Raw genomic sequence first — 25,614 nt, 5'->3', positions numbered from 1 at the left:
GATGACCGTGGGGTACGGGAGTTGTTATCGTGGGTTTGGTGTACGAACGTTCAGGCAAATCCTGCCATCGAGGCCGGATTCCGCCGCGCGCGGCGGCCGGGAAGCACCCACAGGAGGGGAATCCGGCCGCCCGACTACAGCCTGTCGGCGAGCGTCTCGGCGAAGTACGTCACGATCAGGTCCGCGCCCGCCCGCTTCATCGCGAGCAGCGACTCGGCGGCCGCCGCCTCCCTGTCGAGCCACCCCTTGTCGGCGGCGGCGTGGAGCATCGCGTACTCCCCGGAGACGTTGTACGCCGCCACCGGGTGGTCGAACTCCCGGCGGACCGCGCTGACGACGTCCAGATACGCGAGCGCGGGTTTGACCATCAGGACGTCGGCGCCCTGCTCGGCGTCGAGTTCGACCTCCCGAAGCGCCTCCCGGGCGTTTGCGGGGTCCATCTGGTAGTGGCGGCGGTCGCCGAACGCCGGCGCCCCGTCGGCGGCGTCGCGGAACGGCCCGTAGAACGCGCTCTCGTACTTCGCGGCGTAGGACATGATCGGCACGTCGGCGAAGCCGGCGTCGTCGAGCCCCTCGCGGATCGCGCCCACCATCCCGTCGGTCATCGAACTCGGCGCGACCATGTCCGCGCCCGCCTCAGCGTGTGAGACGGCGGTCTTCGCGAGCAACTCCAGCGTCTCGTCGTTCCGGACGGTCAGGGTCGGGTCGCCGGCCGCGTCGGGTTCGAGCACCCCGCAGTGCCCGTGGCTGGTGTACTCACACAGGCAGACATCGGTGATCACGTACGCGTCGGTTTCGGCCGTGATCCGGCGGACCGCTTCCTGGACGACGCCGCCTTCCGCCCACGCGCGCGTTCCGCGGTCGTCCTTGGACTCGGGGATCCCGAACACCAGCACCGCCTCGACGCCCGTCTCGCGCAGTTCCGCGACGCGGTCGGCTGCCTCGTCGACGGGGACCCGCTCTTGGCCGGGCATCGATTCGATCGGCACCCGCTCCGTTGCGGTCGCGTCGACGAACACCGGGGCGACGAGGTCCCGGGCGTCGAGGTCGACCTCGCTGACGAGCCCGCGGATCCCGTCGCGGCGGAGCCGGCGGGGGCGGTGGGTGAGGTTCATACCCCCGGTTCGTGGTCGAACGGAAAAAGTCGCTCGCGTCGCCGTCGCGACCGCGACAGCGCGGAGCGAAAGGGGTTTGTGCGGGTCAGGGGTAGTTCGCACCGATGCAGCCCGTCATCGCCCTCCAACTCGACGCGATGCCCGACGAGCTGCTCGCGCTGCTGGAGTCGGAGTGGGCCTACCTCGCGCTGTTCGGCGTCTTCGTGCTCGAAGGGGCGATGTTGATGTACTTCATGCCCAGCGAGCTCATCGTGCCGGGGTCGCTGCTGCTGCTCGGAAACGACGCGCTCGTACCCGTGCTCGGGGTTGCGGTCCTGGGCGCGACCGTCGGGCAGTTCGCGCTGTTCAAACTCGCCAAACGCGGCGGCCGGGAGTACCTCCTCGAGAAGTCGTGGTTCCGGATCGAGGAGTCGAAGCTCGACCGCTTCGACGGGTGGTTCCAGCGGTGGGGACCGGTGGTCGTGCCCGTGAGCAACGCGCTGCTTTTCACCCGCGGGATGCTCACCGTGCCGGCGGGCTTCGCGGGAATGGACGACCGGCGGTTCGTGGCGCTGTCGGCGGCGGGAACGCTCGTCTTCGAGGTCGCACTCGCCGCGCTGTACCTCTATGCAGGCACGCTGCTGTAGGCACCGTCCGGAGGCTTTTTCGAGACACGCCGTCTGAAAGCCACGTATGAGCGACTTCGACGCCGAAGCCGAGCGGAAGCGGCTCCGGGAGAAGTACGAGGCCGACGAGGAAAACAGAAAGCGGACCCAGCAGATGAGCGAACTCCTGCTGAAGGGCGCGACGATGACGAACCGCCACTGCGGGGAGTGTGGGTCGCCGATCTTCCGGTACGACGGCCAGGAGTTCTGCCCGAGCTGTCAGCGCACGATGGACGGTGAAGCCGGCGACGACAGGACGGACCCGAGCGCTGAAGCGTCGACCGACGCGGCCCCGGACGCTGAAGCATCGGCCGACACGGCCCCGACGGGGGCTGGCGACGCCGGCGACGCAACCGACGCGACGGCCGCGGGCGGAGCGGCGCCGCCGGAGTCGGAGGCGCCGACCGCCGACGCGGGAGCGGACGCGACGCCGGCGACCCCGGGGAGGGACCGCGCAGAGGCGGCACGGGGGACGAACGACCCGGCGGCGGCCAACGGGGTCAGTGCCGCCGGCAGCGCGGCCGGGTCGGATCGCGGCCACGACGCCGGGCGGGGAGCCGCCGGCGGATCGCCCCCGAAAACCGGGTCGGACGCCGTAGCCGACCCGGAAACGGAGGACGACGGTGCGGCGCCGACGCGACGGGCCGCCCGCGAATCCCTGCTCGCGGCGCTGACACGGCACGCCCGGCTGGCGGCCGACACCGACGAGCCACGGCGGGCGACCGACCACCTGGAGGCGGCGCGGACGGCCGCCGCCGCGCTCGACGAACTCGACGGGTCCTGATCGGCCGCCCTCGTCCCGGGGACCGTCTCGTCCCGCGCGGGTTTAGGTGACACTAATGTCGCCTGGGGCTTTTCCCTGTAGGAACTCTTGGCACGGTATGGCACGCGAAGTCACGCACGACGCCACGGGACCGACGCGGATCGACCCCGACGACCACGACGGCGACATCTACGTCTGCGCCTGCGGGTTGTCGGACAACAAGCCGTTCTGCGACGGCTCCCACAACGGCACCGCCGACGAGGAGGAGGGGGTGCGGTACAAATACGAGAACGACGACGACGAGGAGCCCCGACACCCGATCGACGCCATCGAGTACGCCGACGACTGAGGCGGGTCCGAGCCGGTCGCCCCTACGCCGCCACCAGCCCGGCCAGTTCCAACCGGACGTAGCCGAGATACGGGATGCGGAGCCGCGCGGTCCCCCGGATCCAGTCGGGGCGGACCGGCCCGGCGATGTTCGACGCCTGGTCGTACCGGGCGTTGGCGTCGCCCTTCGTGATGAACCCGTCGTGGGGAGCCGGACAGTTCGAGAGCGACTCGCAGTCGTCGGCGTTCAGATACGCCGGGTTCGCCCGGTCGTACCAGTTTTCGCCTTCCTCCACGTGGAAGTGTGCGCGGTGGATGATCGGCGAGCCGACCCGGTCGGGCGGGTCGTAGATGATCACCGACCCGTTGCCGCCGAAGCTCCGGTACCCCTCGTCGGTGCCGACCTCGACGGTGACGATGCCGCCCCGGGCGTAATCGGGGGTGAACCGCTCCGGCTCGGTCACGAAGATCAGGTCGCCGCGCTGCATCTCCGGTTCCATACTCCCGCTCTCGACGGCGACCATCGGTGGCCAGACCCCGCTGACCGCAAAGAGGAGCAGGCCGACCGCGAGCACGCCGATGACGCTGTAGAGCGTCTCCCGGATGAACAAAAGCGGGCCGCTACGGGCGGTCCGGAAGCGCGTCAGGAAGCTCTCGTCGCCCCCGCGGGCGGCCCGCGAGCCCGGTTCCGGGTCGGGGCGCGCCGTCCGCTCCCGGCGGGAGTCGGCGGCTCGGGGGGTGTCGTCGCGGGCGGCCGGACCCGGGGAGTCGGCCGCACCCGGCCCGTCGCCGTCGGGGTCCTCCGAGGGGGGTCCGTCGGGACCCTCCGTGGGGTCGTCCTCGGAGGCGTTCCGGTCGCCCGGTTCGTCGGTCATCGACCCCTCATTCTGCGTCGCCGCGTTTCAACCTTCTGGGGCGTCGCCGGAGACAGTACGCTTTTTTGCCCCACCCCCGTTCGGAGGGGTGTGCCCCAGGAGACGCCGGTCCGCATCGTCACGGAACTCGCCCGGCTGGGCTACAACGCCGAACAGGAGGCAGTGACGCTGCTCGCGGGCGCCGACGTCCCCGAACGCGCGGTCGAGGCGGTCGTCGACCACGTCGACGACGACGCGCTCCGGATCACCGCCGGCGACGTCCGGGCCGCCCTCGTGGAGACAGGCAGCGCCGGGGGCGGGGACGCCGCGTCGGCCGAGCCCGGGTCCCCGGTCGACGCCGACGAACACCCCTCTGTTTCAACTGGAGATCGGCCGCAGGAGTCGGTCGATGCCGGCGCCGAAGCCGGATCGAACGATGGATCGGAAACGGGGGCGGAAGCGGCGTCGAGAACGGCGGGAGACTCGACGCCGACGACGGACTCGCCGGACCCAGCGCCGAGGACGGACGCATCCGACTCGCCGGCGGCGACGGATTCGCCGACGTCGACACGAACGGACGATGTCGTGGACGCGGGAGGCGAGGGGTCGCCCGCCGACGCCGCGACCCGCACCGCCGACCCGTCGCTCCGGTCGCTTTCGGTCACCGGCGACGTGACCGGCCAGAGCACCGGGACCGGGGAGTACGGCGACTTCGTGACGGTGTTCCGGGACCGCTACGAGAAGCTCTCGAAGCAGCTTCGCGGGCGGGTGAACCACCGCCCGACGGAGGCGATCCGGTCGATGAACGGCGGCAGCGACGCCGCGATCGTCGGGCTGGTCAACGACGTGCGGTCGACGAAGAACGGCCACTGGATCGTCGAGTTGGAGGACACCACCGGGACGTTCCCGTGTCTCGTTATGAAAGACCGGGAGTTCGCCGACCTGGTCGACGAACTCCTGCTCGACGAGTGCATCGCGGTCGAGGGGACCCTGTCGGACGACGGGGAGATCGTCTTCGTCGACGCGATGTACTTCCCGGATGTCCCGCGGACCCACACCCCAAACACCGCCGACAGGCACGTCCAGGCCGCCCTGGTGTCGGACCTCCACGTCGGGAGCCAGGAGTTCGAGGCCGACGCGTGGGACCGATTCGCGTCGTGGCTCCATTCCGAGGAAGCCGCCCGCGTGGAGTACCTCCTGATCGCGGGGGATATGGTCGAGGGCGTCGGCGTCTACCCCGGTCAGGACGAGGAACTCGACATTGTCGACATCTACGACCAGTACGAGGCCTTCGCCGAGCGACTGAAGGACGTGCCCGGCGATATGGAGATCCTGATGATCCCGGGGAACCACGACGCGGTCCGGCTCGCGGAGCCCCAGCCGGGGTTCGACGAGACGCTCCGGGACGTCATGTCCGCCCACGACGCCCGGATCACGGGCAACCCCTCCCTGGCGACCGTCGAGGGCGTGAACGTCCTGATGTATCACGGCGTCTCGCTCGACGAAGTGATCGCTGAGCTCCCCGAGGCGAAAGCCAGCTACGAGGAGCCGCACAAGGCGATGTACCAGCTGCTGAAGAAGCGACACGTCGCGCCGCAGTTCGGGGGGAAGACCCGGCTGGCGCCCGAGGAGAAGGATTACCTGGTGATGGAGGCGGTCCCGGACGTCTTCCACACCGGCCACGTCCACAAGATCGGCTGGGGGAAGTATCACAACGTTCTTGCAGTTAATTCCGGCTGCTGGCAGGCCCAGACCGACTTCCAGAAGTCGGTCAACATCGACCCCGACGTGGCACACGCGCCGATCCTCGACCTCGATACCTTGGATATGACCGTCCGGAAGTTCGCGTAGCCGGACGAGTGCCACGAGGTTTCTTCGGCGGGGTCACAATGTCCATTCGGACCGGTGACACGGCTGGCCGGTGGCGATATCGGAGGATCACGAACAGCGTGGTAGTTCCACGATCAGCCATCCGTCGCGGTGTACGGACAGACGAGGGGTCACACGGCTGGATGCACGTCGATTAGGAGATCGGGTGCTCTGCGTGTTAGCAGCTCGTATTTTTGAGACGATAATATGGATACCATATATATTTGTTATGGATATCTTAGACCCATAGATATTTTTGTTTCCCGAACGAACTGTTGATACCGATGTCAGTATGACCGGGGTAAACCCGCGACCCACTACGGACCACCCGCGAAGTGATGAGGCCGGGCCGAAGATGACGGACCGCCATCGTCTGCCGGCACTCGGGGCGACCCGGACGGTCCTGATCCCGGGGAACCGCCGGACTGGAACGCATGAGTACGAGCTATAGGGTTCTCATCCCGTTTGACCTGCCCGACGCTGATCCGGTTCCGTCGATGCTGATCAAGCCACTCGCGACGACGGAGGTGGTCGCCCTCGGCCAGTACAAACTACCGGAGCAGACCCCGCCGGGCGCAGCTCGCGAGCAGTTCGAAGGGGACGCCCGCGATGAGCTCGCCGACCTCGTCCGCCCGCTCGAACGCGCTGAGGTCCCTACCCGGACCCGACTCGTGTTCAGCAGTGACCGCCAGGAGGCGATCAACCGCGTCGCCCGCGAGGACGGCTGCGACGCGATCCTGACGACAGGCGAGGCGGATACGCTCGATCGACTGTTCGTCGCACTCGGGGGGAAACCGGATCGAGACCGGATCCTCTCGTTCGTTGCCGACCTTTTGGCTGCGACCGACGCGTCCGTTACGCTGTTCCACACGAGCGAGGAGACGCTCACGAACGCGACGGACCGACTCGTCGAGCGGGGGATCGACCCTGACCGGGCCTATCAGCACCTGTCCGAGAGCTCCGACGTCGGGCAGCGCGTCGTCGAACTCGAAACCGAGTGCGACCTGCTCGTCGTCGGTGAACCGGATCCCTCGCGTGACGTCCGGGTCCTCGAACCTCGCTCGACCGAGATGACCCTCGATACGGACGACCCTGCATTCGTCATCCGGGGCCCGGACTGATTATGACCGCGACTCGTGCAAACGCCGTCGCCACTCCTTCCGGCCCCCTCGATACTCGTGGTTCCGTGCGTCGCGTGTCTGATCTCTTCCGACGCCGCCTCGGTACTGACATCCGGCGGCTACGGGGGGAATAATGGGGGCCGAGCAAGGGGATCGGTCACCGGCAGCGAGTCTGGGGCTGTTGGACGCGACGATGGTCGGCATCGGCGCGATGATCGGCGCGGGAATCTTCGTCCTGACCGGGCTCGCCGCCGAGATCGCCGGTCCCGCCGCCATCCTCGTGTTCGCACTCAACGGCGGGGTGACCACCTTCACCGCGCTCTCATATGCCGAACTGGCGAGTGCGATCCCGAAAAACGGCGGCGGCTACGCCTACATCCGCGAGACGTTCTCCGCACCCGTTGCGTTCGTGATGGGGTGGACGCGGTGGTTCACCTATATGGCCGCCGGGGCGCTGTACGCGCTGGGGTTTTCCTCGAACTTCGTCGAGTTCATCCACCTCTACTGGACGGGGCTGCCGGCGGGGCCGATCTGGCACGTCGGCTACGCGCTGCTGGCGGTCGTCTCGTTCGTCGCGCTGAACGCCCTCTCGACGGAGGCCAGCGGTGGTGCTGAGACGCTCGTAACGCTCGTCAAGATCGCGATCCTCGGGGTGTTCATCCTCTTCGGGATCGGCGCCGTCTCGTCGTCGGCGTTTTTCAGCATCGCTCCCGGTGCCACCCCGACGGTAGGGGACTTCTTCTCGAAGGGTGCGGTCAAGGTCCTGCCGGCGATGGGGCTGACGTTCATCGCCTTCCAGGGGTACGACCTCATCGCGACGGTCACCGAGGAGGTCGAGAACCCGCGGAAGAACATCCCACGGGCCATCTTCCTCAGCCTCGGCGTGACCGTGCTCATCTATCTGCTCGTGGTCGCCATCTCCATCGGGACCCTCGGCGCGCCGCGGCTTGGCGCGGCCGGCGAGAAAGCCGTCGTCGAGGCGGCGATCAGCTTCATGCCCGACATCGGGCTGTTCGGCGCCTCGATCGGGGCCGCTCTCATCGGGTTCGGTGCCGTCTTCTCGACGATCAGCGCGCTCAACGCCGTCGTGATCGGCTCCAGTCGCGTCGCCTTCGCGATGGGGCGAGAGGGACAGTTACCCGAGCGGCTCGGAACCATCCACCACGACTACGGGACGCCCTATGCGGCACTGATGGGGAGTGCAGCGATTATGCTCGTGGCAACCGTCGTCGCGCCGATCAGTCTCGTCGGCAATCTCGCGAGTCTGTTCTCGCTGCTGGGGTTCATCATCGTAAACCTCGCGGTGATCAAACTCCGACGGAACCAACCGAGCCTCAACCGGCCGTTCGAGGTCCCGTTCTACCCTGCCCCGCCGATCCTCGGCTGCGCTCTCAACCTGGTTCTCGCAGCGTTCATCTCCCCGCTGACGTGGGCCGTCGCGGTCGGGTGGTTGCTGTTCGGGGGGGTCATCTACGCCGGACTCAATCCGGGACGGGTCCGTGACATCATATCGCGTGACCAGCCGACCGACGCGGAGACTGGCTCCGTTGAGGACCCGCCAGTGAGCGAGCCGACCGAGGAGGACTGAACGTTCAGACTTATGATAGAAACACACACCACGGTCGCACAAGGATTTCAAACCCAGTTATGAGCAAGGACCTTCGCATCGTCATCGTCGGCGGCGGCCGCGTCGGCTATCACACGGCACGGCGATTGGACAACCGCGGGCACGACATCGTTATCGTCGAAAAGGACGAGGACCGCGTCCAGTTCCTGAGCGACCAGTACATCGCCTCCGTGATCCACGGGGACGGTGGCCGCCCGAGCGTGCTCCGGGAGGCGCAACTGGAACGCAGCGACGTTATCGCGGGGCTCACGAGCTACGGCGCGATGACGAACGTCGGGATCTGTATGACCGCCCAGCGGGTCGCGCCCGACATCAAGACCGTCGCCCGGATCGACCACGGCGACCACGAGGAGTTCGAGGAGATCGTCGACGCGGTGGTTTATCCCGAGGAATTGGCCGCCCATACGGCTGCCAACGACATCATCGACGTCAGCGGTGGCGGCGTCCGGACGATCGAAGAGATCACCGACCGGCTGGAACTCATCGAGATCGAGGTCGCCGAGGGAGCACCGGCCGCCGGGAAATCACTCGACGCGGTATCGTTCCCCCGAGGTGCAGTCGTCGTGGCCGAACAACACACGGGGAACTTCCCGGGTCCCGATATGGTGCTGGAACCCGGCGTTCAGTACATCCTGGCCGTCCAAACGGGGGTGAGCGACGAGGTCGTTCGGCTCCTTCGAGGGTGATGTACCCCCCGGGCGACGTATCGGACCGCCGACGGCTCGGCGAACTGCTGCTGGGTCACCTACACGAAACAAAACCGTACCAGCGTTCCAGACGGGGCATCAGATGAGCAGGGCGGCACAACGTCTTTGCCCCGACGGCCGAGAACTACGGCTATGACGTATCGGCCTGACGAGATCGACCGGCGAATTCTCTATTATCTCGGTGCCAACGCGAGGGATACGTCCGCTCCGATGATTGCCGACGAGGTGGACGTCACCCCTGCGACGGTTCGCAACCGGATCAACCGGCTGGAGGAACACGGGATCATCCGCGGCTATCACACTGATATCGATTACGAGCGGTCCGGCGGAAAGGTGACCACGCAGTTCACCTGTACCGCTCCTGTGGGGAAGCGGTCAGCACTCGCCAACAAGGCAGAATCAACACCAGGGATCGTCCACGTCAGAGAACTGCTCGCCGGGCAGGATAATCTCGTGATCACCGCCGTCGGCGAGGATACGGCCGATATCAACCGTATCGCGCATCAGCTCTCGGCTGCTGGACTGAGTATCCAACGTGAGGACATCGTCATCGACGAGACGTTCCAGCCGTACCACCGGTTCGCTCCCGAGGAGGACCGTGCCCCGTCGCCGGTGACCGACTTCCACGCCGTCGCAGGCGGCGGCGAGCTCGTCGAATTCACCGTCTCCGAGACCGCCGGTATCGCCGGCGTGACGCTGGACGATGCCCACCAGCAAGGGCTGGTGCCCGAGGAAGTTCTGATCGTGGGGGTCGAACGTGAGGGGGCTCACATCACGCCCAATGGAAATACCGAAATCAAGCCGGGAGATGTAGTCTCGGTGTTTTCGCCCGAGACGCTGCCGGAAGAGCTCGTCACTGCCTTCGATAGCGACCCACAGCCGGCGAACAACTGAGGCTCGAAGCGATCCCGACGCGGTTAACGCTCGGGTACGTTCTATCGACGAGTTCGGGACGAATCGGGCGAGGATAACATACCCCTCGTGCGTCGGATCGCTGTCCGCGGAGACGACCGGCGCGCCCCACTCGCGACCGACGGCGGCCACGAACCCCTCGCCGCCGTCGAGGGACGGGCCGCCGGATTCGATCCCGTCGTCGCCGGCAGTATGTAGACGGGAGGGGAAACAGCGGGGGCGGTCACTCCCCAGCGGTACAGCCCCGCTCACCCCGCCGGGTCGAACCGGTACCGCGTTGTCGTCTCGCCGTCGAACCGCGGCCCCGGCCCCACGGCGGTGAACCCCGCGGCCTCGGCGGCCGCCGCGGCGTCGGTGTCGGAGTCGGGAACCACGAACGCCACGTCGAACCCCTCCTGCACCGCGAACCGGACCGGCTCGGCGAGGAGCTGCTCCGCCACGTCGGCGGCGCCGGCGAGTTGGGTCACGTGGACGGTCCCGTCCCGCACGTCGAAGGCGACGAACCCGAGAACTGAATCGGTGTCGTCGACCCCGTCGGCGTCGGCGTTAGGGCCGGGGTCGCCCGGGCGCTCGATTGCGAGCCGCACCGTCCGGTCGTGGACGACGTTCCGGAGGGCGTCCGCCGGGAGGTCGACGATGGCGCCCAGGGTCTCGGCGTCGTCCTCGACCGCGTCCCGTACCTCCACGTCCATACCTGTCTATTCGGCCGAATGCCCTTAAATCACGCCTCGGTCGCGGTCGGGCGATTGCCGCGTCGCGTCACGGGCCGGCCGGAACCGGCGATCTGCCGGCTGACAGCGTCGAACGGGCGGGGTCGGCCGCGACAGCCCCGGGAGACAAGGTTTTACACCCCCCCAGCGCAATCAACGGCTATGTCAGAGCACCACTCTCGGGGCGAACCCATCCGTCGATGGGGAGGGGGCCAGTGCGCGTAGTCGCGAAGTTCGGGGGGACGTCGCTGGGGAGCGGCGACCGGATCAACCGCGCCGCCGACTCCATCGCGGCGGCGGTCGAGGCGGGCCACGAGATCGCGGTCGTCGCCTCGGCGATGGGCAACACCACCGACGAGCTCTTAGAGGAGATCGAGTTCGAAGCCGAGGATCGGGACCGCGCGGAGATCGTCTCGATGGGCGAACGAACCAGCGTCCGGATGCTCAAAGCCGCGTTGGCCGCCCGCGGGATCAACGCGATCTTCGTCGAACCCGGCAGCGACGAGTGGCCCATCATCGCCAACGACCTCGGGGAGGTCGACATCGAGGAAACCACGCGCCGGGTGGAAGAACTCGCTGCGGACCTCGGCTCGGTGGTCCCGGTGATCACCGGCTTTCTGGCGCAGAACAAGGCGGGTGAGATCACCACCCTCGGCCGCGGCGGTTCGGACACGACGGCGGTGATGCTCGGCCGGTATATGGGCGCCGACGAGGTCGTCATCGTCACCGACGTCGAGGGCGTGATGACCGGCGACCCGCGGGTGGTCGAGGGCGCGCGCAACGTCGGCCGGATCACGGTCGACGAACTCCGGAACCTCTCGTTCCGCGGCGCCGAGGTGGTCGCGCCCTCCGCGCTGTCGTACAAGGACGACGGCCTCGGGGTCCGGGTAGTACACTACCAGCACGGCGACCTCCTCACCGGCGGGACGCTCATCGAGGGGGAGTTCCAGAACCTCATCGATATGCAGGAGGATCCCCTCTCGTGTATCACCGTCGCCGGCCGCGCGCTCCGGAACAGCCCCGGGATCCTCGCGGACCTCTCGAAGGTGCTTGGCGACGCCGGGATCAACATCGACGCCGTGGCGAGCGGGATGGACTCGGTCACGTTCTACATGCACGAGGGCCGCGCGAAGGAGGCCGAGAACCTGCTGCACTCGAAGGTGGTCGAGGATCAGACGCTGTCGTCTGTCACCGTCGAGGACGGGATCGCGGTCATCCGGGTGACGGGCGGGGAACTCCCCAACCGCCCGGGAGTCATTCTCGACATCGTTCAGCCGATCTCGGAGGCGGGGATCAACATCCACGACGTGATCACGTCGGCGACGTCGGTCGCGATCTTCGTTGCGTGGGACGACCGCGAGGAGACGCTGAAGATCGTCCAAGAGGAGTTCTGAGTCGGGCGTCGGGGTCGGCGCTCACCGCCCCTCGTAGAGCCGCTCGCCGATCCGGTCGGGGAGCCCGGCGTCGCGGACCGCCGCGGCCACCGCGTCGATGTCGTACTCGACGCGCCGTTCCTCCACCGACAGCGTGTCGAGATCGACAAGCGCGTACGCCGCCCGCGGGTCGCCGTCGCGGGGCTGTCCCACGCTCCCGGGGTTCAGCACGATCCCCTCCTCGAAGACCTCGTGGGCCTGCACGTGGGTGTGGCCCGGCACCAGGACGTCCTCGTTGCCGAGCAGCGACGCGGAGAGCTCGTTGGGATATAGTAGCGTTTGGAAGTCTTCGCTCACTCGATCGCACGGCGGCGTGCGATCGGATGTGCAACCAGTTGCAAACGCTACTGTAGGTGTAGCGATCGGGGTCGTTGGGGTGGCCGTGAACCAGCTTCACCCGGCCGTCGAAACAGGTCCGCGCGTCGGGCAGGGCCGCCGGCCACGCGACGGCGTCGTCGTCGAGCCGCTCGCGGGCGTGGGCGACGCCGGCGCCCGCCATCGAGTTGAACCGGAACCGGGTTCCGGTTCACCCGGTGTCGGCCGCGACCGCGCGGTCGTGGCTCCCTTTCACGGTCGGGATCGACCGCTCCCGGACGGCGTCGACGCACGCCGCGGGCCGGGGGTTGTAGCCCACCACGTCGCCGGCGCAGACGATCCCGTCGACCGGCGGGAGGTCATCGAGGACGGCGTCGAGCGCAATCCTGTTCGCGTGGATGTCGGAGACGACGGCGACCCGTATACCGTATCGTAGGGGCGTCATCGACAAAACCTCGGTGGGTGGTGTTTTCGGGGGACGTCGGTACGGAGTGGGACCCGGCGTCGTGGACGCGACGACCGGTACGCGGCTGCGGCGGCCGTCACGCGGGCGGACACCGGCCGCGACGGGGACGCTTCCACGGCGTGAGCGGACCGCGCGCCGCCGACGGGCGGTCCGGAAGTCGGCGCGGGCCACACGGCCCACGAGGTGATCCGGGGGGCGGCAGGAGTTGACACACCCCACAATCGGTTTATTGCTATCGGGACGTGTGGTGTCGGTATGTCGTCTCGGAGGCAGTATCTTGCGGGGATCGGCGCGGGAGCGGCGACGCTCACGGCGGGGTGTGTCGGCTCCATCACCGGCGGTGGGGGGTCGACACTCAAACTGCTCGATTGGAACTACGTCTACGCCGACGGGATACTCGACCGATTCGAGCGCGAAACGGGGGTTCCGGTCGAGTTACAGGCCGCACAGAGCTCGGCCCAGAGCCTCTCGTTGCTCCGCTCCGGACGGTCGGACCACGACATCGTCGCGCTCGGGAACTACGCCGTGCCGCCGGCAATCGAGGAGGGACTGCTCCAGCCGGTCGACCTCGAACAGGTGCCCGCGTACGACGATATCCTCAACGTGGTGAAAAAGGAGTACTTCCGGTCTGACGGGTCGGTGTACGGCGTCCCGCGGTCGTTCGGGCAGACGCCGCTTGCGGTCAACACGGAGATGATCGACGACGACATAACGAGCCTCGCGGCGCTCTTCGACGACGCCTACGGTGGGATGATCGGCGGTCGGGACGACGCCCGACTCCAGATCCTCTACGAGCGGGCGGCTGCGGGGACGGAGCCGCTGAACCCGACGAGCGCCGACGCGGTCGACTTCGACCGGCTCCGGGAGCGGCTTGCCACCCACGTCGATCTCAGCGGCGGGCTGTGGTCCTCCGGCGGGGAGTCCGAACAGCTACTCCGGTCGGGCGAAGTCGGGGTACAGCCCGTCTGGAACTACGTCATCTCGTCGATGCGGGACGCCGGAGTCCCGGTCGAACGAGTGTACCCGGAGGAGGGGACGAAGGCGTGGTTCATACAGTTCTGTATCCCCGAAAGCGCCGAGAACGTCGAAGCCGCTCACCGGTTCATCCAGGAGTGGCACGCGGAGTTCGGCTACGAGTCGCTGATGGCGCCGTCGAACATTGCGGTCCCGAACGAACGGGTCTTCAGGGAGAACAACGTCGAACTGTCGGCGTTCGGTCTCGACGATCCGAGCCGGTTCATCTACGAGGAACCCAAGCCGCAGTCGCTGATCGAACAGTACGTACAGGTATGGACCGAGGCGAAGAGCGCCGCCGGCGAGTGACAGCGAGTGAGTGGTGGTGACCGTTCGGACATGATCCTTCGAACGGAGGGCCTGACCAAGCGGTTCGGAGGGACGACCGCCGTCGACGACGTGTCAGTATCGATCGCTTCCGGCGAGTTCTTCGCCCTCGTCGGTCCCTCGGGCTGCGGGAAGACGACGACGCTGCGGATGCTCGCCGGGCTCGAAACCCCCACCGCCGGCCGGGTCGAGATCGCGGGCCGGGACGTGACCGACTGGCCGCCGCGGGAGCGGGACACCAACCTCGTGTTCCAGGATCTCGTCCTCTTTACCCACATGACGGTTGCCGAGAACGTGGCGTACGGGCTCGCCCGCGATGGGGTTCCGGCGGCCGAGCGGCGGCGCCGCGCGGCCGAGATGCTGTCGACGGTTGGGCTCGAAGGGTTCGGCGACCGTGACCCGACCGAACTCTCCGGCGGGCAGAGACAGCGGGTCGCCCTGGCTCGAGCGCTGATCAACGAGCCGTCGGTCCTGCTCTTGGACGAGCCGCTGTCGTCGCTCGACAGGAAGCTCCGCGCCGAGATGCGGGCCGAACTCCGCCGGATCCAGAACGACGTCGGGACGACGTTCCTTTACGTTACCCACGACCAGGAGAGCGCGATGAGTATGTCCGACCGGCTCGCGGTGATGCGCGCCGGCCGGATCGTGGAATCGGGCGCCCCGGAGTCGCTCTACGGCCACCCGCGGACGGCGTTCGTCGCCGACTTCCTCGGCAACGCGAATCTCCTGTCAGGGCACGTACGCGAACGGCGGAGCGAGGGGGCGGTCGTCGACGCCGCCGGCGGCCGGTTCGCCGCCGCAGTCGGGGACGACCGGCCGGCGCCGGGAGCCGAGGTGACGGCGATGGTCCGACCGGAGGACCTCCGGTTCGGCGGCGACACGTTCGCCGGCACTGTCCGCGACATCGGATACAAGGGGTCACACGCGGCGTACGCGGTTGCCCTCGACGCCGGCCCGACGGTCCAGGTACGCAGCGGGACCGACGACCGCATCGAGGTGGGCGACGGCGTCGAGCTCGGCGTTACCGACGCGGCGGTAGTAAACGGGGGGACCGGAGGCGACGAGACGGCGGAAAGCGGGGTGGGGGCCGAAAACGACGGGGACGACGGGACGACGCTCGTCGACGGAGCGACGGGGAGCGACGAATGAGCGGCCCGACAGACCGGATCCCCGTGCTTCCGGGGGACGACGACCGGCGGCGGACGCTGGTCGACGCCGCCCTCGGTGCCCTGCCGACGGCGCTTGCTGTCGCACTCGGTGCCGTCCCCATCGCGCTGCTGATCGTCGAGAGCGTTAGCCCGCCCGTGACGCCGTCGAACTACGCCGCGGTCGCCGACAGCGTCTACCCGGCGGTGATGCTCCGGTCGCTCGGCATCGGCGCCGTCATCACCGCGGTATGCCTGGCGATCGCGTATCCCGTGACGTACTGGCTCGCACACGTCTGTCCGGCCCGGTATCGGCTACCGCTTTTGATCTCGCTTACGCTCCCGCTGTGGCTGAACTACGTCGTCCTCAACTACACGTGGGTGTGGATCCTGGCGGCCGACGGCATCGTCAACACGGCGCTGACCGGAAGCGGGCTCGTCGGTCAGCCCCTCGAACTCCTCCGGACCCCTTCCGGGATCGGCGTCGGCCCGATCGAGCTGCCGGGGCCCTCGCTCGGTATCGGGTTCGTCCACATCTACCTCCCGTACGTCCTACTGACGATGTACGTCTCGATGGAGCGGCTGGACTACCGCCAGGTCGAGGCGGCCCGTGACCTGGGCGCGGGGGGCGTTCGGGTGTTCCTCGACATCGTCGTACCGGAGACGTACGCCGGCGCGGTCGCCGGGACGCTCATCGTGTACGCCCGGATCGCCGGCGCGTTTGCGACGCCGCAGATTCTCGGCTCCCCCTCGGAGCAGATGATCGCCCAGACGATCACGACGCAGTTCTACGACGTGCTCGACTACCCGTTCGCGGCGGCGCTTTCGGTCGTATTCCTGGTCGTTGTAGTCGTGGGGTTCGGCGTCGGCGCGCTCTCGACCGACGTCCGCGCGGAGCTCAAGCGGTGGTGAAAGAGGATGGGAGATAGTTCCGAGCGGGCAGCCGCCGACCGCGACATCGACGGCGAACGGTCGGGACGGGCGAGCGTCGCCGGCCGGGTTCGGCGCCGTATCACCGCCGGCGTCCGTGGGGGGTTCTTCCGGACCACGGTCGTGCTGACCGCGTTGTTCCTGTACCTGCCGGTCGTCGCCGTGGGCTACCTGTCGCTGTCGCCGGCGTCGCAGCCGTCGATACCGCTCGACGGCGTCACGCTCCGGTGGTACGCGGCGGTGCTGACGGACGCGCGGTTCGTCCGCGGGCTCGCGACGAGCGGCGCAATCGGCGCCGTTGCCTCCGTCGTGGGAACGGGGCTCGGGCTGCTCGCCGCCCGAACGATCGTCCGCGGGCGCCTTCCGGGCTGGGTCCGCGCCGCCGTCGCCGTCGTCGTTGCGATCCCGCTTTTCGTCCCGACAGTCGTCGTCGCGCTCGGCATCGGCATCGCCGCCGGCCGTGTCGGGGTGGGGTTCGGCCTCGGGCCGGTGCTTGCGGGACACCTCTACTGGGTGTTGCCGTTCAGTACGTTCCTCATCGCTTCGCGGTACGCGACCATCGACGGTCGGATGACCGAGGTGGCGCGGGACCTCGGGGCCGATGGGATCACCACGTTCCGGACGGTCACGCTCCCGCAACTCTGGCCGGCGCTTTTCGCGTCGGTGCTTTTCGCGTTTGCGCTGTCGTTCAACGAGTTTCTGATCACGTTCTTCCTCGCGGGCAGCGGCGTGACGACGATGCCGCTTGAGATCTACGGTAAGGTCCGGATCGGGGCGACGAGCTTTCTCAACGCCGCGAGCGTCCTCGTACTGCTGTTCAGCGGCGCCGTCGCCACGGTGGCCGCCAGCCTGGAGCCGCCGACCTGAGCCGGGCGGCCGCAGTGCGGCCCGTCGGCGCCGGGGCGCCGAACCCTCACTCGCCGTTGTGAAACCCGACCGCGACGTCGCCGTCGCCGTAGGTGACGCCGGCGGCACAGACGGCGTGTTCGAAGGGGAGATCGTACGCGCGGCGGGCGATCCCCTCGGGGTCGCCGCCCCCGAAGTCGATCGGCCTCGGCTCGTCCTCCTCGTAGGTCGCGACCAGTGTCGGCTCCGTGACTGACTTGACGACGAGGGCGTCCTTGCGGACGATCCCGACGGAGGAGCGGTCGCCGACGACGCCCGCGACCCGGGGGGTGTCGTAGTCGTCCTTCTCGTAGTCGAGCGCGAGCAGCGCGGACGCCACGGCGTCGCGGGCGGGGTACCCGCGGTCGAGTTTCTCCGCGATCGGGTCGACGTGGGAGCCGTTGCCGACGACGACGCCGTCGCCGCCCTCGCGGACGCAGTTGTAGGATATATAGGGATTGTCAGTCTCGGGCGCGTCGGGAGTGGGACCGACCGTCAGTACTCCGTCGCGGTCGACGATCCGGCGGTTGGGGAAGGACCGCGAGGAGACGCGGTACGCGGCGAAATCGGGGGCGACGATCACGAAGCGACCGACGTACATACGCCGAGGTGGCGGAGAGCGGGCTAAATAGGTGGTGGTCCGGTACCGGTCGGACGGCACGGACGGGGCGCGGAACCGCGAGTTCGCAACACTCATATGGAGCCACGAGTTACTGGAGACCGTGTAACTGGTGCCGACGGCAGTCCCATGGGGTAGCGGCCAATCCTGAAGCCTTCTGGGGGCTTCGACCCAGGTTCGAATCCTGGTGGGACTATGTTTCCGGAGCCCGAAGCTACTCGTGAGTGGCCGGGTCGCTCGACTCCTCCGTCCGGAGTTCCTCGGTTCGGAGTTCCGCGTGGGCGTATCAGGTCCGGGGACGGAACGCGCCGGTATCGATGACGACCCGCGGCGAGCCGCGATTCAGAGCCGAACCTCGTAGTGGGTGTCCTCGACGACCTGGAGGCCGGCGAGACACGGACGGTCGCCGGCCGTCGGGAGCGAACACTCGTAGATGCTGTACCGGACCCCGTCCGCGGTCGGGCGGGCGCGGAGATAGACGGGGACGATCCGATCGACGTCGACCGACAGCGACTCGGCTGCGAGCGCCGGGTAGCCGACGACGTGCTTGGCCAGCTTCCGTCGCCCGCCGCACCTCGCCTCAACGACTACGAGCACGCGCTCGCCGTCCCGGCGGGTCAGCACGAGCGTGTCGATTCCGACCTGCCCGTCGGTGTGATGGAGGAGCGTCGGGCGGTCGGGGTGCGGTTCGAAGGCGAAGTCGAAACTCGACGCCGCCGTCGCCGGTACGAGTCCGGTCCGTACGGGGTCGAGGTCGAGCGCCCGCGAGACGAGCCCCGTCGAGAGCGCGAAGTTCACAAACCCCTGCTCCGAGAAGGTCGGCAGCGAGCGGTACACTTCCAGCATATCCTGGACCTCCTGCCCGAGCGCGAGCGTGTCGGCGCCCTCGGGCGTGTGATCCAGGGTCACCCGGTCGTGGGGGCGGAACGCCATCTCGTCGATGAAGAAGTCGCCCAGCCGGTCCGGGACGCGAACGAGCGCGAACCGGGCGCCGGGACCGTCCGTCGCGCGCCCCAGGTGCAGGACCATTATGTCCCGCTCTGCCAGCCGATCCGGAAGCTGCGACCGGGTGTCGATCGAGACCGCCGCCGTCCGGTACTCGCCCGGATCCAGCCCCTGCTCTCGGAGGTAGCCCACGAACGATCGCGGTCCGTAGATGCCCGTCTCCGCGGCCGAGCGCAACGCCGGCTCCCAGTGGCTCACGATGGAGTAGCGTCCGACGGGCGGGGGCTAAACCTTGACGCCTGCGGGCGCGGGTCGGAGCACGTCGTTGGAGCAGGTCCGCTCGACCAGCCGCACGCGGACGGTGTCGTCGGGATCAGCCATACCCGTGCTTCGAGGACCGTCCCGAAGTTGTAGCGACGGGGTCGCACGGCGCTCCGGGCGACGGGGAGTCGCCCGTCGATCCGCGATTACGAACCGCGGCGGCTGGCGGATAGCCGCCGAAATCGGCCCTCGGGCCGTATCAACCCGGTAGGGGCGGATCAGATCCGGCGCCGCGCGAGGACCGCCGAACTCAGCAGGGCGGCGACGGCGACGACCACGCCGAAACCGGGCTGGGTGGTCGATGTCGTCGTGGGCGTCGGCGACGATTTCGCCGTCGGAGTCGCCTCCGCAGTCGGGGTCGGGGTCGGTTCCGCGGTCGCGGTCGCAGTGTCCGTCGCGTCACTCCCCGTCTCCGCTACGAGCGCGAACTCGGAGAACTCAGTCGTCTCGATGGTGTAAACGTATTCATCGTTGGTTGTCCCACGGAGGTTCGTCGTGACGGGGTCCCAGCCATCACCCGAGCGCCGGAGCGCACGCACGGCTTCCGGATCGGCAACTCGGTCGGAATCGACGGTCACACGGACGGTCGCGCGGTCGATGTCCGCGTCGGCGAGGTTCGTCGAAACCTCGTAGGCGAACAGGGCCGTGGTGCCGGCGGGCGTCGGCTGGCTCGGCGTTGCGGACGTGGCGATGTCGAGCGACGTGTCGCCGCTGAACCTGAGGCGGAGTTCGACCGACTGCATTCTGACGCCCGACTGCTCCATCGCCGAGGAGCCGGGGACGTCGACGCTGACCGGCGTTCCCGCTCGGACGTTGTCCACGGCGAGTTGAACTCTGTCGCCCGCAACGCTGGCAGTTGCCGACGTATCCGCGGGACCGCTGTCAGAGCCACCGCCGCCGTTGCCGCTGTCACTGGTGGGATTCGCCTCGACTTCCACGAATCCGGCGGAGTAGCTGATGTTGTCGAGGACGACCCGCGCGCCGTTCCCGGTCTCCTCGACGGTGAAGTCGGCCTGCGAGCCTTTGTAGAACGTCTGGAGTTCCGACTCGGGGTCGTCGACGCCCCATTCGTTCAGCTGGGAGTCGGGGATCGTGGCCTGGTAGAACCCGTCGTGGTCCGCGCCCTCGACGGTCTTACTCGGCGCACCGACCCAGATCCGGAGGGTCTGGTTGCGGACCGACGGCGCCGAGAACCGCTGGGCGTTGGTGGTCACGCTGGCCCCGTTGAGCGAGTCCTCGATCCGTCCGGGCGTGGAGCTGAAGTCGAAGATACCGACGTAAACCGTCTGATTGACGCCGTAGTTCGCCTGGTCGGCGCGGTCCGTCGGCCACTGGACGTCGGAGGGATCCTGATTCAGAAGCGGGCCCACATTCGCCGATGTCGTGTTGGCCTGCAACGTCGTCGCGTTCCCGGTAATCGTGACGTTCGTCGCGTCCGGGTTCTTCGAACTCGGGGTGGTGGAGAACTCCGCATCCTCGATTGCCCACAGGAGCGAGTCGGCGCTGAAGTTCGTGACGGTTAGGTTGATCTCGAATTTGGTCTCGTCGGTCGCGCCCATCCCTTCCAGCTCCTGCGGTGCCCCTTTGGGCGCGTTGTTACTGGGGCTCGTGTTTATCAACTGCACTTGGAGAAGTCCACCGCGAACGACGGCTTTCGTCCCGAGGTTGGCGTCGTTCCCCGGCCCGTCGATGATCGAGACGGATTTGCTCGTCACGGCCGTCTGTTCGGCGGTGAAGTCGGTCGTGTTCGTGTTGCCGGCGGTGACGGTGGCGGTCTTCGTGTTCGCGGTCTGCCCGGGAACGAGTACCGTGACCGCGTACTCGCCCGGCGGGACGGTGATGTTGTAGTTACCGCTCGCGTCGGTGCTGCGGTTGACGTGGATGCTGTCGCCGCTGTCGGCGATGACGGTCGCCTTCGGGATCGGTCCGCTCGCGTTCGACACGGTTCCGCTGAGATAGGCCTTTTCGGGAACCGTGAGTTCGACCGACGAGAGCTCGTTTGCGGTGACCGACACCCCGGACTCGCGCACGGTGGGTGTGGAGTTGGTTCGGATCCGGTAGGTGGCTTGGGGCACCCTCATCGAGAAGTAGCCGGTGGCGTTGGTGACGGTGCTGTTGTAGTACTGGTAACTGGTGTCGCTGGCGGAGACCCGTTTGCCGCTCACGCCGTTGCCGTTCCCGTCGACGAGCCGTCCGGTGATCGTGCCCTTGTCCGGCACTTCCGAGAGGGAGACGGTCGTCGTCGTCGTCGAATCGCTCGTCGCCGACACGTCGGGGTTGATGTTGAACTCGTAATCGGGATTGTTGAACGCAACGAGGTCGTACTTCCCCGGCGCCACGTAGAACGAAAACGAGCCGTCGGCGGCGGTGGTGTTCTTCTGTGCGCCGCTTCCGCTCTTCGGGTCGGCGACCAGGTTGATTCCGCCGATGCCGTTCCCGTCGCTGTCGGTGACGGTGCCGTTGATGTAGCCCTTCTTCGCGAGCGTCGCGTTGATGTCGTTTTTGCTCTCGCTGGTGTTGATCTCCATGATTTTGCTGACCGTGGTGTAGCCGGTAGCGGTGTAGTCGAATCTGTACGTCCCGTCAGCGATGTGAGCCGAGTACTGGTCGGTCGAGGGGTTGATGCCGTAGCCGGTGACGAAATCACCGGTGGAGGTGTTGTAGATACTCACCGACGCGGACGTGAGGACGCCGGTGCCGTTCTTGACCGTCCCGTTGACGTAACCGCCCCGGACGATGTCGAAGGATTCCGTGGAGGAACTGAACTGCGAGGAGCTGTTGTTCAGTTCGACAGTGGCGCTGTTCGTGCCGGTGCTCGAGGGGTTGCGGACGTTTTCGAGAACGAACTCGATGCGGTCCCCGCCGGATATCGAGGCGCTCGTTTCCAACGTGGCGTTGATTGTCGTCGAGGTTATCGAGTACTCGCTGCCGTTGATTGCGACCGTCTGGCCGTTGACGGTGATCTCGTTTCCGTCGATGAACGCCGGCTTCTCGGAGAGGTCGGCCCCGGTTCCGGTGTAGTTGATGACCAGATGGTCGAGCGTGCCGCTGCTCGATGCCGTGGTGTTCCACGTGTGGTCCCCGACCTCCCCTTCGGTCGGATTGGATATCGTGACGTTCTCCGCCGCGACCACCCCCGTCCCCAGCGCGCTGACACAGACCAGGGCTGCGAGAAGCAGCACGGCCCGCCGCGCGGTAGCTCCCCTGCTCATAAGTCCGGAGAAATCCCCCACGGTCATTATGTTTCTCCTACATTATCGGGGTTGATACTACGGCTCAAGGGGCCTGAAACACCGCCATCGGGGGTCCGGAGTTTTTTTGACGGTATGGTATACCGTACCTACCGCTCGACCACGAGTAACGCCACCCGTTCACACACCAGCGCCTCGATGTCGGCGTCGACGACGTCGAGTTCGGCGTCGCCGACGTCGAAGTACTCACGTACACGCTCGGGATCGTAGTCGCCGAGCGTCGGCTCGACAGCGTCGAGAACCTGCGATCGGACCGCGGCCGCGGCGTCGGCCTCGACGTCCTCGCTCCCCGCCGCGTCGGGGCCGGCGTCGACGAGGACGACGACCCGGTTCGTCCCCTCCGAAACCCCGAGTTCCAGGGCGTCGGTGATCTGCCGGCGGCCGGCGGCGTACAGGAGGATCTCGACCGCGCGGTCGCGGGCGATGGCGTCGCCGCGCTCGATCGCCCGGTCGGCTAACTCAGCGGCGCGTTCGAGGTGTCGGCGGCTCACGACGTACCGCGCGTCGAACGCCTGGATCGTGGTGCCGGTTTCCGAGGCGACCCCGTCGAGGGTCGTGACGAACGCGTCCACGTCGTCGACGTCGACGACGCCTTCGACCAGTTTCACCCGAAATCACCCAGGCTGGCCTGTTCGTCGGGGTCGTGGCTGGCGGGGCGCTCCGCGGCGTCGTCGGCGTCGGCTGTCGACGACGACCCGCTGTCGGCCTTCGCGATCCCGTCCATCGAGGGGTCCTGCCGGCCGACGTTCTCCAGGATCCTCTCCGCTGTCTTCCGGCGGCCCCGGAGCGCCCGGAGCACCACCGACTTGTCGGCGTCGCGGAGGTCGGCGCGGGTCTCGATGCCGGCCTCGAAGAGCCGGCGGGCGCGCTTCCGCCCGACGCCACGGACCCCCGCAAGCTCTAAGAGTTCCTCGCGGACGCCGTACTCGACGCGTTTTTTCGCCTCCCGCACCGGGATCGGCGAGAGCCCGACTTCGCCGGCGAGCTGTTCGGCCGCCCCCAGCAGCCACTCGGCGGTGTCGACCTTTCCGCGGATGTCGCCGGGGCCGACACCGTACCGCTCGGTGATCCGATCCTCGTCGACCTCGTCGGCCCAGTCCTCCAGCAGCTTCGCGGTTTTGAGCGCCGACAGCCACTCCTCGAACCGGACGTCCTCGTACTCCGAGGGTGTGCGCCCGAGGAGTTCGGACTCCCGCTCGTAACAGAGCTCGGTGAACCGCTCGCGGTCGCCGGATTTGAGGTACAGTTCGTACATGTCCGGCGTCCGGGAGACCAGATGGAAGAGCCCGAGCGCGGTGGGGTAGGTGGGGTCGTCGCCCGAGCCGGTCGCGGGGCCGTCGGTCGAGTCTCCGTCCGGCTCGGATCCCGCCGCATCGTCGGGGTCCGGATCGTCGCCCGCCGTCGACAGCTCGCTGGCCCGCCGGAACCCGGCGGCCTCGGGATCGCCGTTCGTGGCTCCAGTGGACGCGTCGGCTGCGGCACCGTCGCCCTCGCTGCCCGCGTCGCCGCCGAGCGCCCGGACCGCCTCCGAGCGGTTGGTCTCGGCCCACTCCAGCCCGTCGATGATCTCGGCGGCGGTCATCGGGTCGAGGTAGAGCCGCGAGACCGTGTGGCCGACGCTCGTCGCCGACAGCGCCCCGTCGTCGCGTTCGAGGAAGCCGTTGCGGTCGAGGTACGCCAGCACGTCGTCGGTGACGGCCTCCAATCGACCGGACTCGTCGGTTTGGGTGGCGTACAGCGTCCGACCGAGGAACTCCAGCAGCTCCTCGCGGGTGTGGGCGAAGCCCGAGGCGACCGTCGCGAGCACGTGGGTGCGGAGCGCGGGCTCGGCCGCCAGCTTCGAGCGGACCGGCTCGGGGTCGGCCCACACGTACCGCTCGAACAGCTCGTCGCGGGTGTCGGCGTTCTTCGCGAGCAACACGGCCTCGCCGTAGGGGTCCAGCCCCGGCCGGCCCGCCCGCCCCATCATCTGGTGGACCTCCAGCACGTCGAGCGGCTTCATCCCGCCGTACTCGCCGTCGTACCGCCGCCAGTCGCGGACGATCACCCGGCGGCTCGGGGTGTTGACCCCCGCCGCGAGCGTCGGGGTCGCCGACACGCACTTGACGAGCCGATCCCGGAACGCGTCCTCCACCAGGGAACGGTGTTCGGGCGCGAGTCCGGCGTGGTGAAACGCCGCGCCCGCCGCGACGCACTCGGCGAGGGTGTCGCTGGTTTCGGTGTCGGAGACGTTCCGGATCTCGGCCGCCAGTTCCGCGAGCCGCCCGCGCTCGTCGTCGGTAAGGTGCGGGTCGGTGACGTCGCGGAGCCGCTTGGCCGACGCCTCGGCGTTCCGCCGGGAGTTGACGAACACCAGCGAGGAGCCCTGGTCGTCGTCCGGGGCGTCGCCGGCGAGCGCGTCGTCGACGAGCGCCGCGGTCGGCCGGCCGCCGGCGTCGACCGGGACCTCCCGCCGGCTGCCGTCGTCGAACGTGACGGCGTTGCCGTAGTGGACGCCGGTTTTGAGCTCGATCGGCCGCCACTCGGAGTCGACGAGTTCGGCGTCGAGCCACTCCGCGATGACGTCGGCGTTGTCGACGGTCGCCGACAGCGCGACCACCTGAATCCCGGGGTTGAGCGTGCGGAGCTTCCCGAGCGTGACTTCGAGCGTGGGGCCGCGCCCCGCGTCGTCGACGAGGTGGACCTCGTCGGCGACGACGCAGGTCAGATCGTCGATCCACGCCGCGCCGTTGCGGACCAGGGAGTCGACCTTCTCGGAGGTCGCGACCACGATGTCCCGGGAGGCCAGCCACTCGCCGTCGGCGTCGTAGTTGCCGGTGGAGACGCCAACGTCGAAGCCGAGCGCCTCCCACCGCTCGAACTCCGCGTTCTTCTCGGCGGCGAGCGCCCGCAGGGGGACGATGTAGAGCGCTTTCCCACCGGGAGAACCGCCAGGCGGTTCTTCCGAGCCGTCCGAGCGCGGCTCGGAGACGCCTCTCGCGACGCTCGACAGCATCGCCAGTTCCGCGATGAGGGTCTTCCCGGAGGCGGTCGGCACCGACGCTACGAGGCTCTCCCCGCGGGTGACGCCCGCCTCGACGGCCGCGGCCTGCGGCGGGTAGAGGTCGTCGATGCCGTCCTCTCGCAGGCGGTCGGCGACCCCCGCCGGGAGTTCGGGGACCTCCTCCGGATGCATTGGGCGGGGGTACGTCGTCCCCGAATTTAAACCGTCGGAGACGGACCCGTCGCGTCAGGGGGAGCGACGCAGCCAGCGGGTCAGAGGAGGGTTCGGTTCTGATTGCACGCCCGCCGAACCGCTCAGTCGGCCGAACTAT

22 protein-coding genes, 1 tRNA gene and 1 pseudogene are annotated in these 25,614 nt (G+C 68.1%); 15 read left to right on the top strand and 9 right to left on the bottom strand.

The window, feature by feature from the left end:
• Positions 1 to 134 precede the first annotated feature (134 nt).
• On the bottom strand, positions 135 to 1,115 hold the full coding sequence (gene hemB, locus H5V44_RS13580) for a porphobilinogen synthase (protein WP_185193677.1): 981 nt from the start codon (positions 1,113 to 1,115) through the stop codon (positions 135 to 137).
• Between the two features lie 104 nt (positions 1,116 to 1,219).
• Between hemB and H5V44_RS13575 the strand changes: the two genes are divergently transcribed.
• From H5V44_RS13575 to H5V44_RS13565, 3 genes are all read left to right on the top strand, one after another.
• Positions 1,220 to 1,741, top strand: coding sequence for a DedA family protein (locus H5V44_RS13575; RefSeq protein WP_185193676.1), 522 nt, complete (start codon positions 1,220 to 1,222; stop codon positions 1,739 to 1,741).
• A gap of 46 nt (positions 1,742 to 1,787) precedes the next feature.
• Entirely contained in the window at positions 1,788 to 2,543 is a 756-nt protein-coding gene (locus H5V44_RS13570; RefSeq protein ID WP_185193675.1) for an Sjogren's syndrome/scleroderma autoantigen 1 family protein, read from the top strand.
• A gap of 97 nt (positions 2,544 to 2,640) precedes the next feature.
• The gene (locus H5V44_RS13565) at positions 2,641 to 2,871 is read left to right on the top strand and encodes a CDGSH iron-sulfur domain-containing protein (protein ID WP_185193674.1); all 231 of its coding nucleotides are present in this window, start codon (positions 2,641 to 2,643) and stop codon (positions 2,869 to 2,871) included.
• A gap of 22 nt (positions 2,872 to 2,893) precedes the next feature.
• Here the strand turns inward: H5V44_RS13565 and H5V44_RS13560 are convergent, their stop codons facing one another.
• A complete protein-coding gene (locus tag H5V44_RS13560; RefSeq protein ID WP_185193673.1) occupies positions 2,894 to 3,724 on the bottom strand; it encodes a S26 family signal peptidase in 831 nt (276 codons plus the stop codon).
• 114 nt (positions 3,725 to 3,838) lie between these two features.
• Between H5V44_RS13560 and H5V44_RS13555 the strand changes: the two genes are divergently transcribed.
• The 6 genes from H5V44_RS13555 to H5V44_RS17885 all read left to right on the top strand — a co-directional run bounded on the left by H5V44_RS13555 (position 3,839) and on the right by H5V44_RS17885 (position 10,137).
• Entirely contained in the window at positions 3,839 to 5,554 is a 1,716-nt protein-coding gene (locus tag H5V44_RS13555) for a DNA-directed DNA polymerase II small subunit (RefSeq protein ID WP_449271819.1), read from the top strand.
• A gap of 452 nt (positions 5,555 to 6,006) precedes the next feature.
• The gene (locus tag H5V44_RS13550; RefSeq protein ID WP_185193671.1) at positions 6,007 to 6,693 is read left to right on the top strand and encodes a universal stress protein UspA; all 687 of its coding nucleotides are present in this window, start codon (positions 6,007 to 6,009) and stop codon (positions 6,691 to 6,693) included.
• A gap of 133 nt (positions 6,694 to 6,826) precedes the next feature.
• The gene (locus tag H5V44_RS13545) at positions 6,827 to 8,281 is read left to right on the top strand and encodes an APC family permease (protein WP_185193670.1); all 1,455 of its coding nucleotides are present in this window, start codon (positions 6,827 to 6,829) and stop codon (positions 8,279 to 8,281) included.
• 59 nt (positions 8,282 to 8,340) lie between these two features.
• Entirely contained in the window at positions 8,341 to 9,006 is a 666-nt protein-coding gene (locus H5V44_RS13540) for a potassium channel family protein (RefSeq protein ID WP_185193669.1), read from the top strand.
• A 153-nt stretch (positions 9,007 to 9,159) separates the two neighbouring features.
• Positions 9,160 to 9,921: an Lrp/AsnC family transcriptional regulator gene (locus H5V44_RS13535; RefSeq protein WP_185193869.1), complete on the top strand. Its 762-nt coding sequence runs from the start codon at positions 9,160 to 9,162 to the stop codon at positions 9,919 to 9,921.
• 87 nt (positions 9,922 to 10,008) lie between these two features.
• The gene (locus H5V44_RS17885; protein WP_281381270.1) at positions 10,009 to 10,137 is read left to right on the top strand and encodes a hypothetical protein; all 129 of its coding nucleotides are present in this window, start codon (positions 10,009 to 10,011) and stop codon (positions 10,135 to 10,137) included.
• Between the two features lie 50 nt (positions 10,138 to 10,187).
• Here H5V44_RS17885 and H5V44_RS13530 read toward each other — a convergent pair whose 3' ends face one another.
• The gene (locus tag H5V44_RS13530; protein ID WP_185193868.1) at positions 10,188 to 10,625 is read right to left on the bottom strand and encodes a hypothetical protein; all 438 of its coding nucleotides are present in this window, start codon (positions 10,623 to 10,625) and stop codon (positions 10,188 to 10,190) included.
• A gap of 239 nt (positions 10,626 to 10,864) precedes the next feature.
• Here H5V44_RS13530 and H5V44_RS13525 point away from each other — a divergent pair, with 239 nt between their 5' ends.
• Positions 10,865 to 12,043: an aspartate kinase gene (locus H5V44_RS13525; RefSeq protein WP_185193668.1), complete on the top strand. Its 1,179-nt coding sequence runs from the start codon at positions 10,865 to 10,867 to the stop codon at positions 12,041 to 12,043.
• Between the two features lie 21 nt (positions 12,044 to 12,064).
• Here the strand turns inward: H5V44_RS13525 and H5V44_RS13520 are convergent.
• Positions 12,065 to 12,821: pseudogene (locus H5V44_RS13520) on the bottom strand (metallophosphoesterase family protein).
• Positions 12,822 to 13,118: 297 nt separating this feature from the next.
• Between H5V44_RS13520 and H5V44_RS13515 the strand changes: the two are divergent.
• The 4 genes from H5V44_RS13515 to H5V44_RS13500 are packed head-to-tail and all read left to right on the top strand — an operon-like array spanning position 13,119 to position 17,146.
• Positions 13,119 to 14,186, top strand: coding sequence for an ABC transporter substrate-binding protein (locus tag H5V44_RS13515; protein ID WP_185193667.1), 1,068 nt, complete (start codon positions 13,119 to 13,121; stop codon positions 14,184 to 14,186).
• A gap of 30 nt (positions 14,187 to 14,216) precedes the next feature.
• On the top strand, positions 14,217 to 15,353 hold the full coding sequence (locus H5V44_RS13510; protein WP_185193666.1) for an ABC transporter ATP-binding protein: 1,137 nt from the start codon (positions 14,217 to 14,219) through the stop codon (positions 15,351 to 15,353).
• Complete coding sequence (locus H5V44_RS13505; protein ID WP_185193665.1) at positions 15,350 to 16,261, top strand: ABC transporter permease; 912 nt, start codon at positions 15,350 to 15,352, stop codon at positions 16,259 to 16,261. The genes H5V44_RS13510 and H5V44_RS13505 overlap by 4 nt, the downstream gene beginning before the upstream one ends.
• Before the next feature lie 6 nt (positions 16,262 to 16,267).
• Positions 16,268 to 17,146, top strand: a complete 879-nt coding sequence (locus tag H5V44_RS13500; RefSeq protein WP_185193664.1) for an ABC transporter permease — start codon at positions 16,268 to 16,270, stop codon at positions 17,144 to 17,146.
• Positions 17,147 to 17,192: 46 nt separating this feature from the next.
• On the opposite strand, the gene H5V44_RS13495 is transcribed toward H5V44_RS13500, so the two are convergent.
• Entirely contained in the window at positions 17,193 to 17,765 is a 573-nt protein-coding gene (locus H5V44_RS13495) for an IMP cyclohydrolase (RefSeq protein WP_185193663.1), read from the bottom strand.
• A 141-nt stretch (positions 17,766 to 17,906) separates the two neighbouring features.
• On the opposite strand from H5V44_RS13495, the gene H5V44_RS13490 reads away from it, so the two are divergent.
• Positions 17,907 to 17,979 (top strand) — tRNA-Gln (locus H5V44_RS13490).
• A gap of 146 nt (positions 17,980 to 18,125) precedes the next feature.
• Here H5V44_RS13490 and H5V44_RS13485 read toward each other — a convergent pair.
• From H5V44_RS13485 to H5V44_RS13470, 4 genes are all read right to left on the bottom strand, one after another.
• Positions 18,126 to 18,986, bottom strand: a complete 861-nt coding sequence (locus H5V44_RS13485) for a DUF6997 domain-containing protein (protein ID WP_185193662.1) — start codon at positions 18,984 to 18,986, stop codon at positions 18,126 to 18,128.
• A gap of 281 nt (positions 18,987 to 19,267) precedes the next feature.
• On the bottom strand, positions 19,268 to 22,261 hold the full coding sequence (locus tag H5V44_RS13480; protein WP_185193661.1) for a carboxypeptidase regulatory-like domain-containing protein: 2,994 nt from the start codon (positions 22,259 to 22,261) through the stop codon (positions 19,268 to 19,270).
• A gap of 128 nt (positions 22,262 to 22,389) precedes the next feature.
• A complete protein-coding gene (gene cgi121, locus H5V44_RS13475) occupies positions 22,390 to 22,908 on the bottom strand; it encodes a KEOPS complex subunit Cgi121 (protein ID WP_185193660.1) in 519 nt (172 codons plus the stop codon).
• Positions 22,905 to 25,475 carry an ATP-dependent DNA helicase gene (locus H5V44_RS13470; RefSeq protein ID WP_185193659.1) on the bottom strand — a complete coding sequence of 857 codons (2,571 nt, stop codon included), beginning with the start codon at positions 25,473 to 25,475 and terminating at the stop codon, positions 22,905 to 22,907. Before H5V44_RS13470 ends, cgi121 begins: the two co-directional genes overlap by 4 nt.
• Positions 25,476 to 25,614 lie beyond the last annotated feature (139 nt).

Source organism: Halobellus ruber (assembly GCF_014212355.1).
Classification (GTDB): domain Archaea; phylum Halobacteriota; class Halobacteria; order Halobacteriales; family Haloferacaceae; genus Haloquadratum; species Haloquadratum rubrum.
Note: the sequence above shows the minus strand (reverse complement) of the source record. Positions and strands in the feature narration are given on the sequence as shown.

What these genes read in the sequence shown, in the direction of transcription:
- hemB (WP_185193677.1), bottom strand. Translation starts at nt 1,115, where the DNA reads ATGAACCTCACCCACCGCCCCCGCCGGCTCCGCCGCGACGGGATCCGC.
- H5V44_RS13575 (WP_185193676.1), top strand. Translation starts at nt 1,220, where the DNA reads ATGCAGCCCGTCATCGCCCTCCAACTCGACGCGATGCCCGACGAGCTG.
- H5V44_RS13570 (WP_185193675.1), top strand. Translation starts at nt 1,788, where the DNA reads ATGAGCGACTTCGACGCCGAAGCCGAGCGGAAGCGGCTCCGGGAGAAG.
- H5V44_RS13565 (WP_185193674.1), top strand. Translation starts at nt 2,641, where the DNA reads ATGGCACGCGAAGTCACGCACGACGCCACGGGACCGACGCGGATCGAC.
- H5V44_RS13560 (WP_185193673.1), bottom strand. Translation starts at nt 3,724, where the DNA reads ATGACCGACGAACCGGGCGACCGGAACGCCTCCGAGGACGACCCCACG.
- H5V44_RS13550 (WP_185193671.1), top strand. Translation starts at nt 6,007, where the DNA reads ATGAGTACGAGCTATAGGGTTCTCATCCCGTTTGACCTGCCCGACGCT.
- H5V44_RS13545 (WP_185193670.1), top strand. Translation starts at nt 6,827, where the DNA reads ATGGGGGCCGAGCAAGGGGATCGGTCACCGGCAGCGAGTCTGGGGCTG.
- H5V44_RS13540 (WP_185193669.1), top strand. Translation starts at nt 8,341, where the DNA reads ATGAGCAAGGACCTTCGCATCGTCATCGTCGGCGGCGGCCGCGTCGGC.
- H5V44_RS13535 (WP_185193869.1), top strand. Translation starts at nt 9,160, where the DNA reads ATGACGTATCGGCCTGACGAGATCGACCGGCGAATTCTCTATTATCTC.
- H5V44_RS13515 (WP_185193667.1), top strand. Translation starts at nt 13,119, where the DNA reads ATGTCGTCTCGGAGGCAGTATCTTGCGGGGATCGGCGCGGGAGCGGCG.
- H5V44_RS13510 (WP_185193666.1), top strand. Translation starts at nt 14,217, where the DNA reads ATGATCCTTCGAACGGAGGGCCTGACCAAGCGGTTCGGAGGGACGACC.
- H5V44_RS13505 (WP_185193665.1), top strand. Translation starts at nt 15,350, where the DNA reads ATGAGCGGCCCGACAGACCGGATCCCCGTGCTTCCGGGGGACGACGAC.
- H5V44_RS13500 (WP_185193664.1), top strand. Translation starts at nt 16,268, where the DNA reads ATGGGAGATAGTTCCGAGCGGGCAGCCGCCGACCGCGACATCGACGGC.
- H5V44_RS13495 (WP_185193663.1), bottom strand. Translation starts at nt 17,765, where the DNA reads ATGTACGTCGGTCGCTTCGTGATCGTCGCCCCCGATTTCGCCGCGTAC.
- H5V44_RS13480 (WP_185193661.1), bottom strand. Translation starts at nt 22,261, where the DNA reads ATGAGCAGGGGAGCTACCGCGCGGCGGGCCGTGCTGCTTCTCGCAGCC.
- H5V44_RS13470 (WP_185193659.1), bottom strand. Translation starts at nt 25,475, where the DNA reads ATGCATCCGGAGGAGGTCCCCGAACTCCCGGCGGGGGTCGCCGACCGC.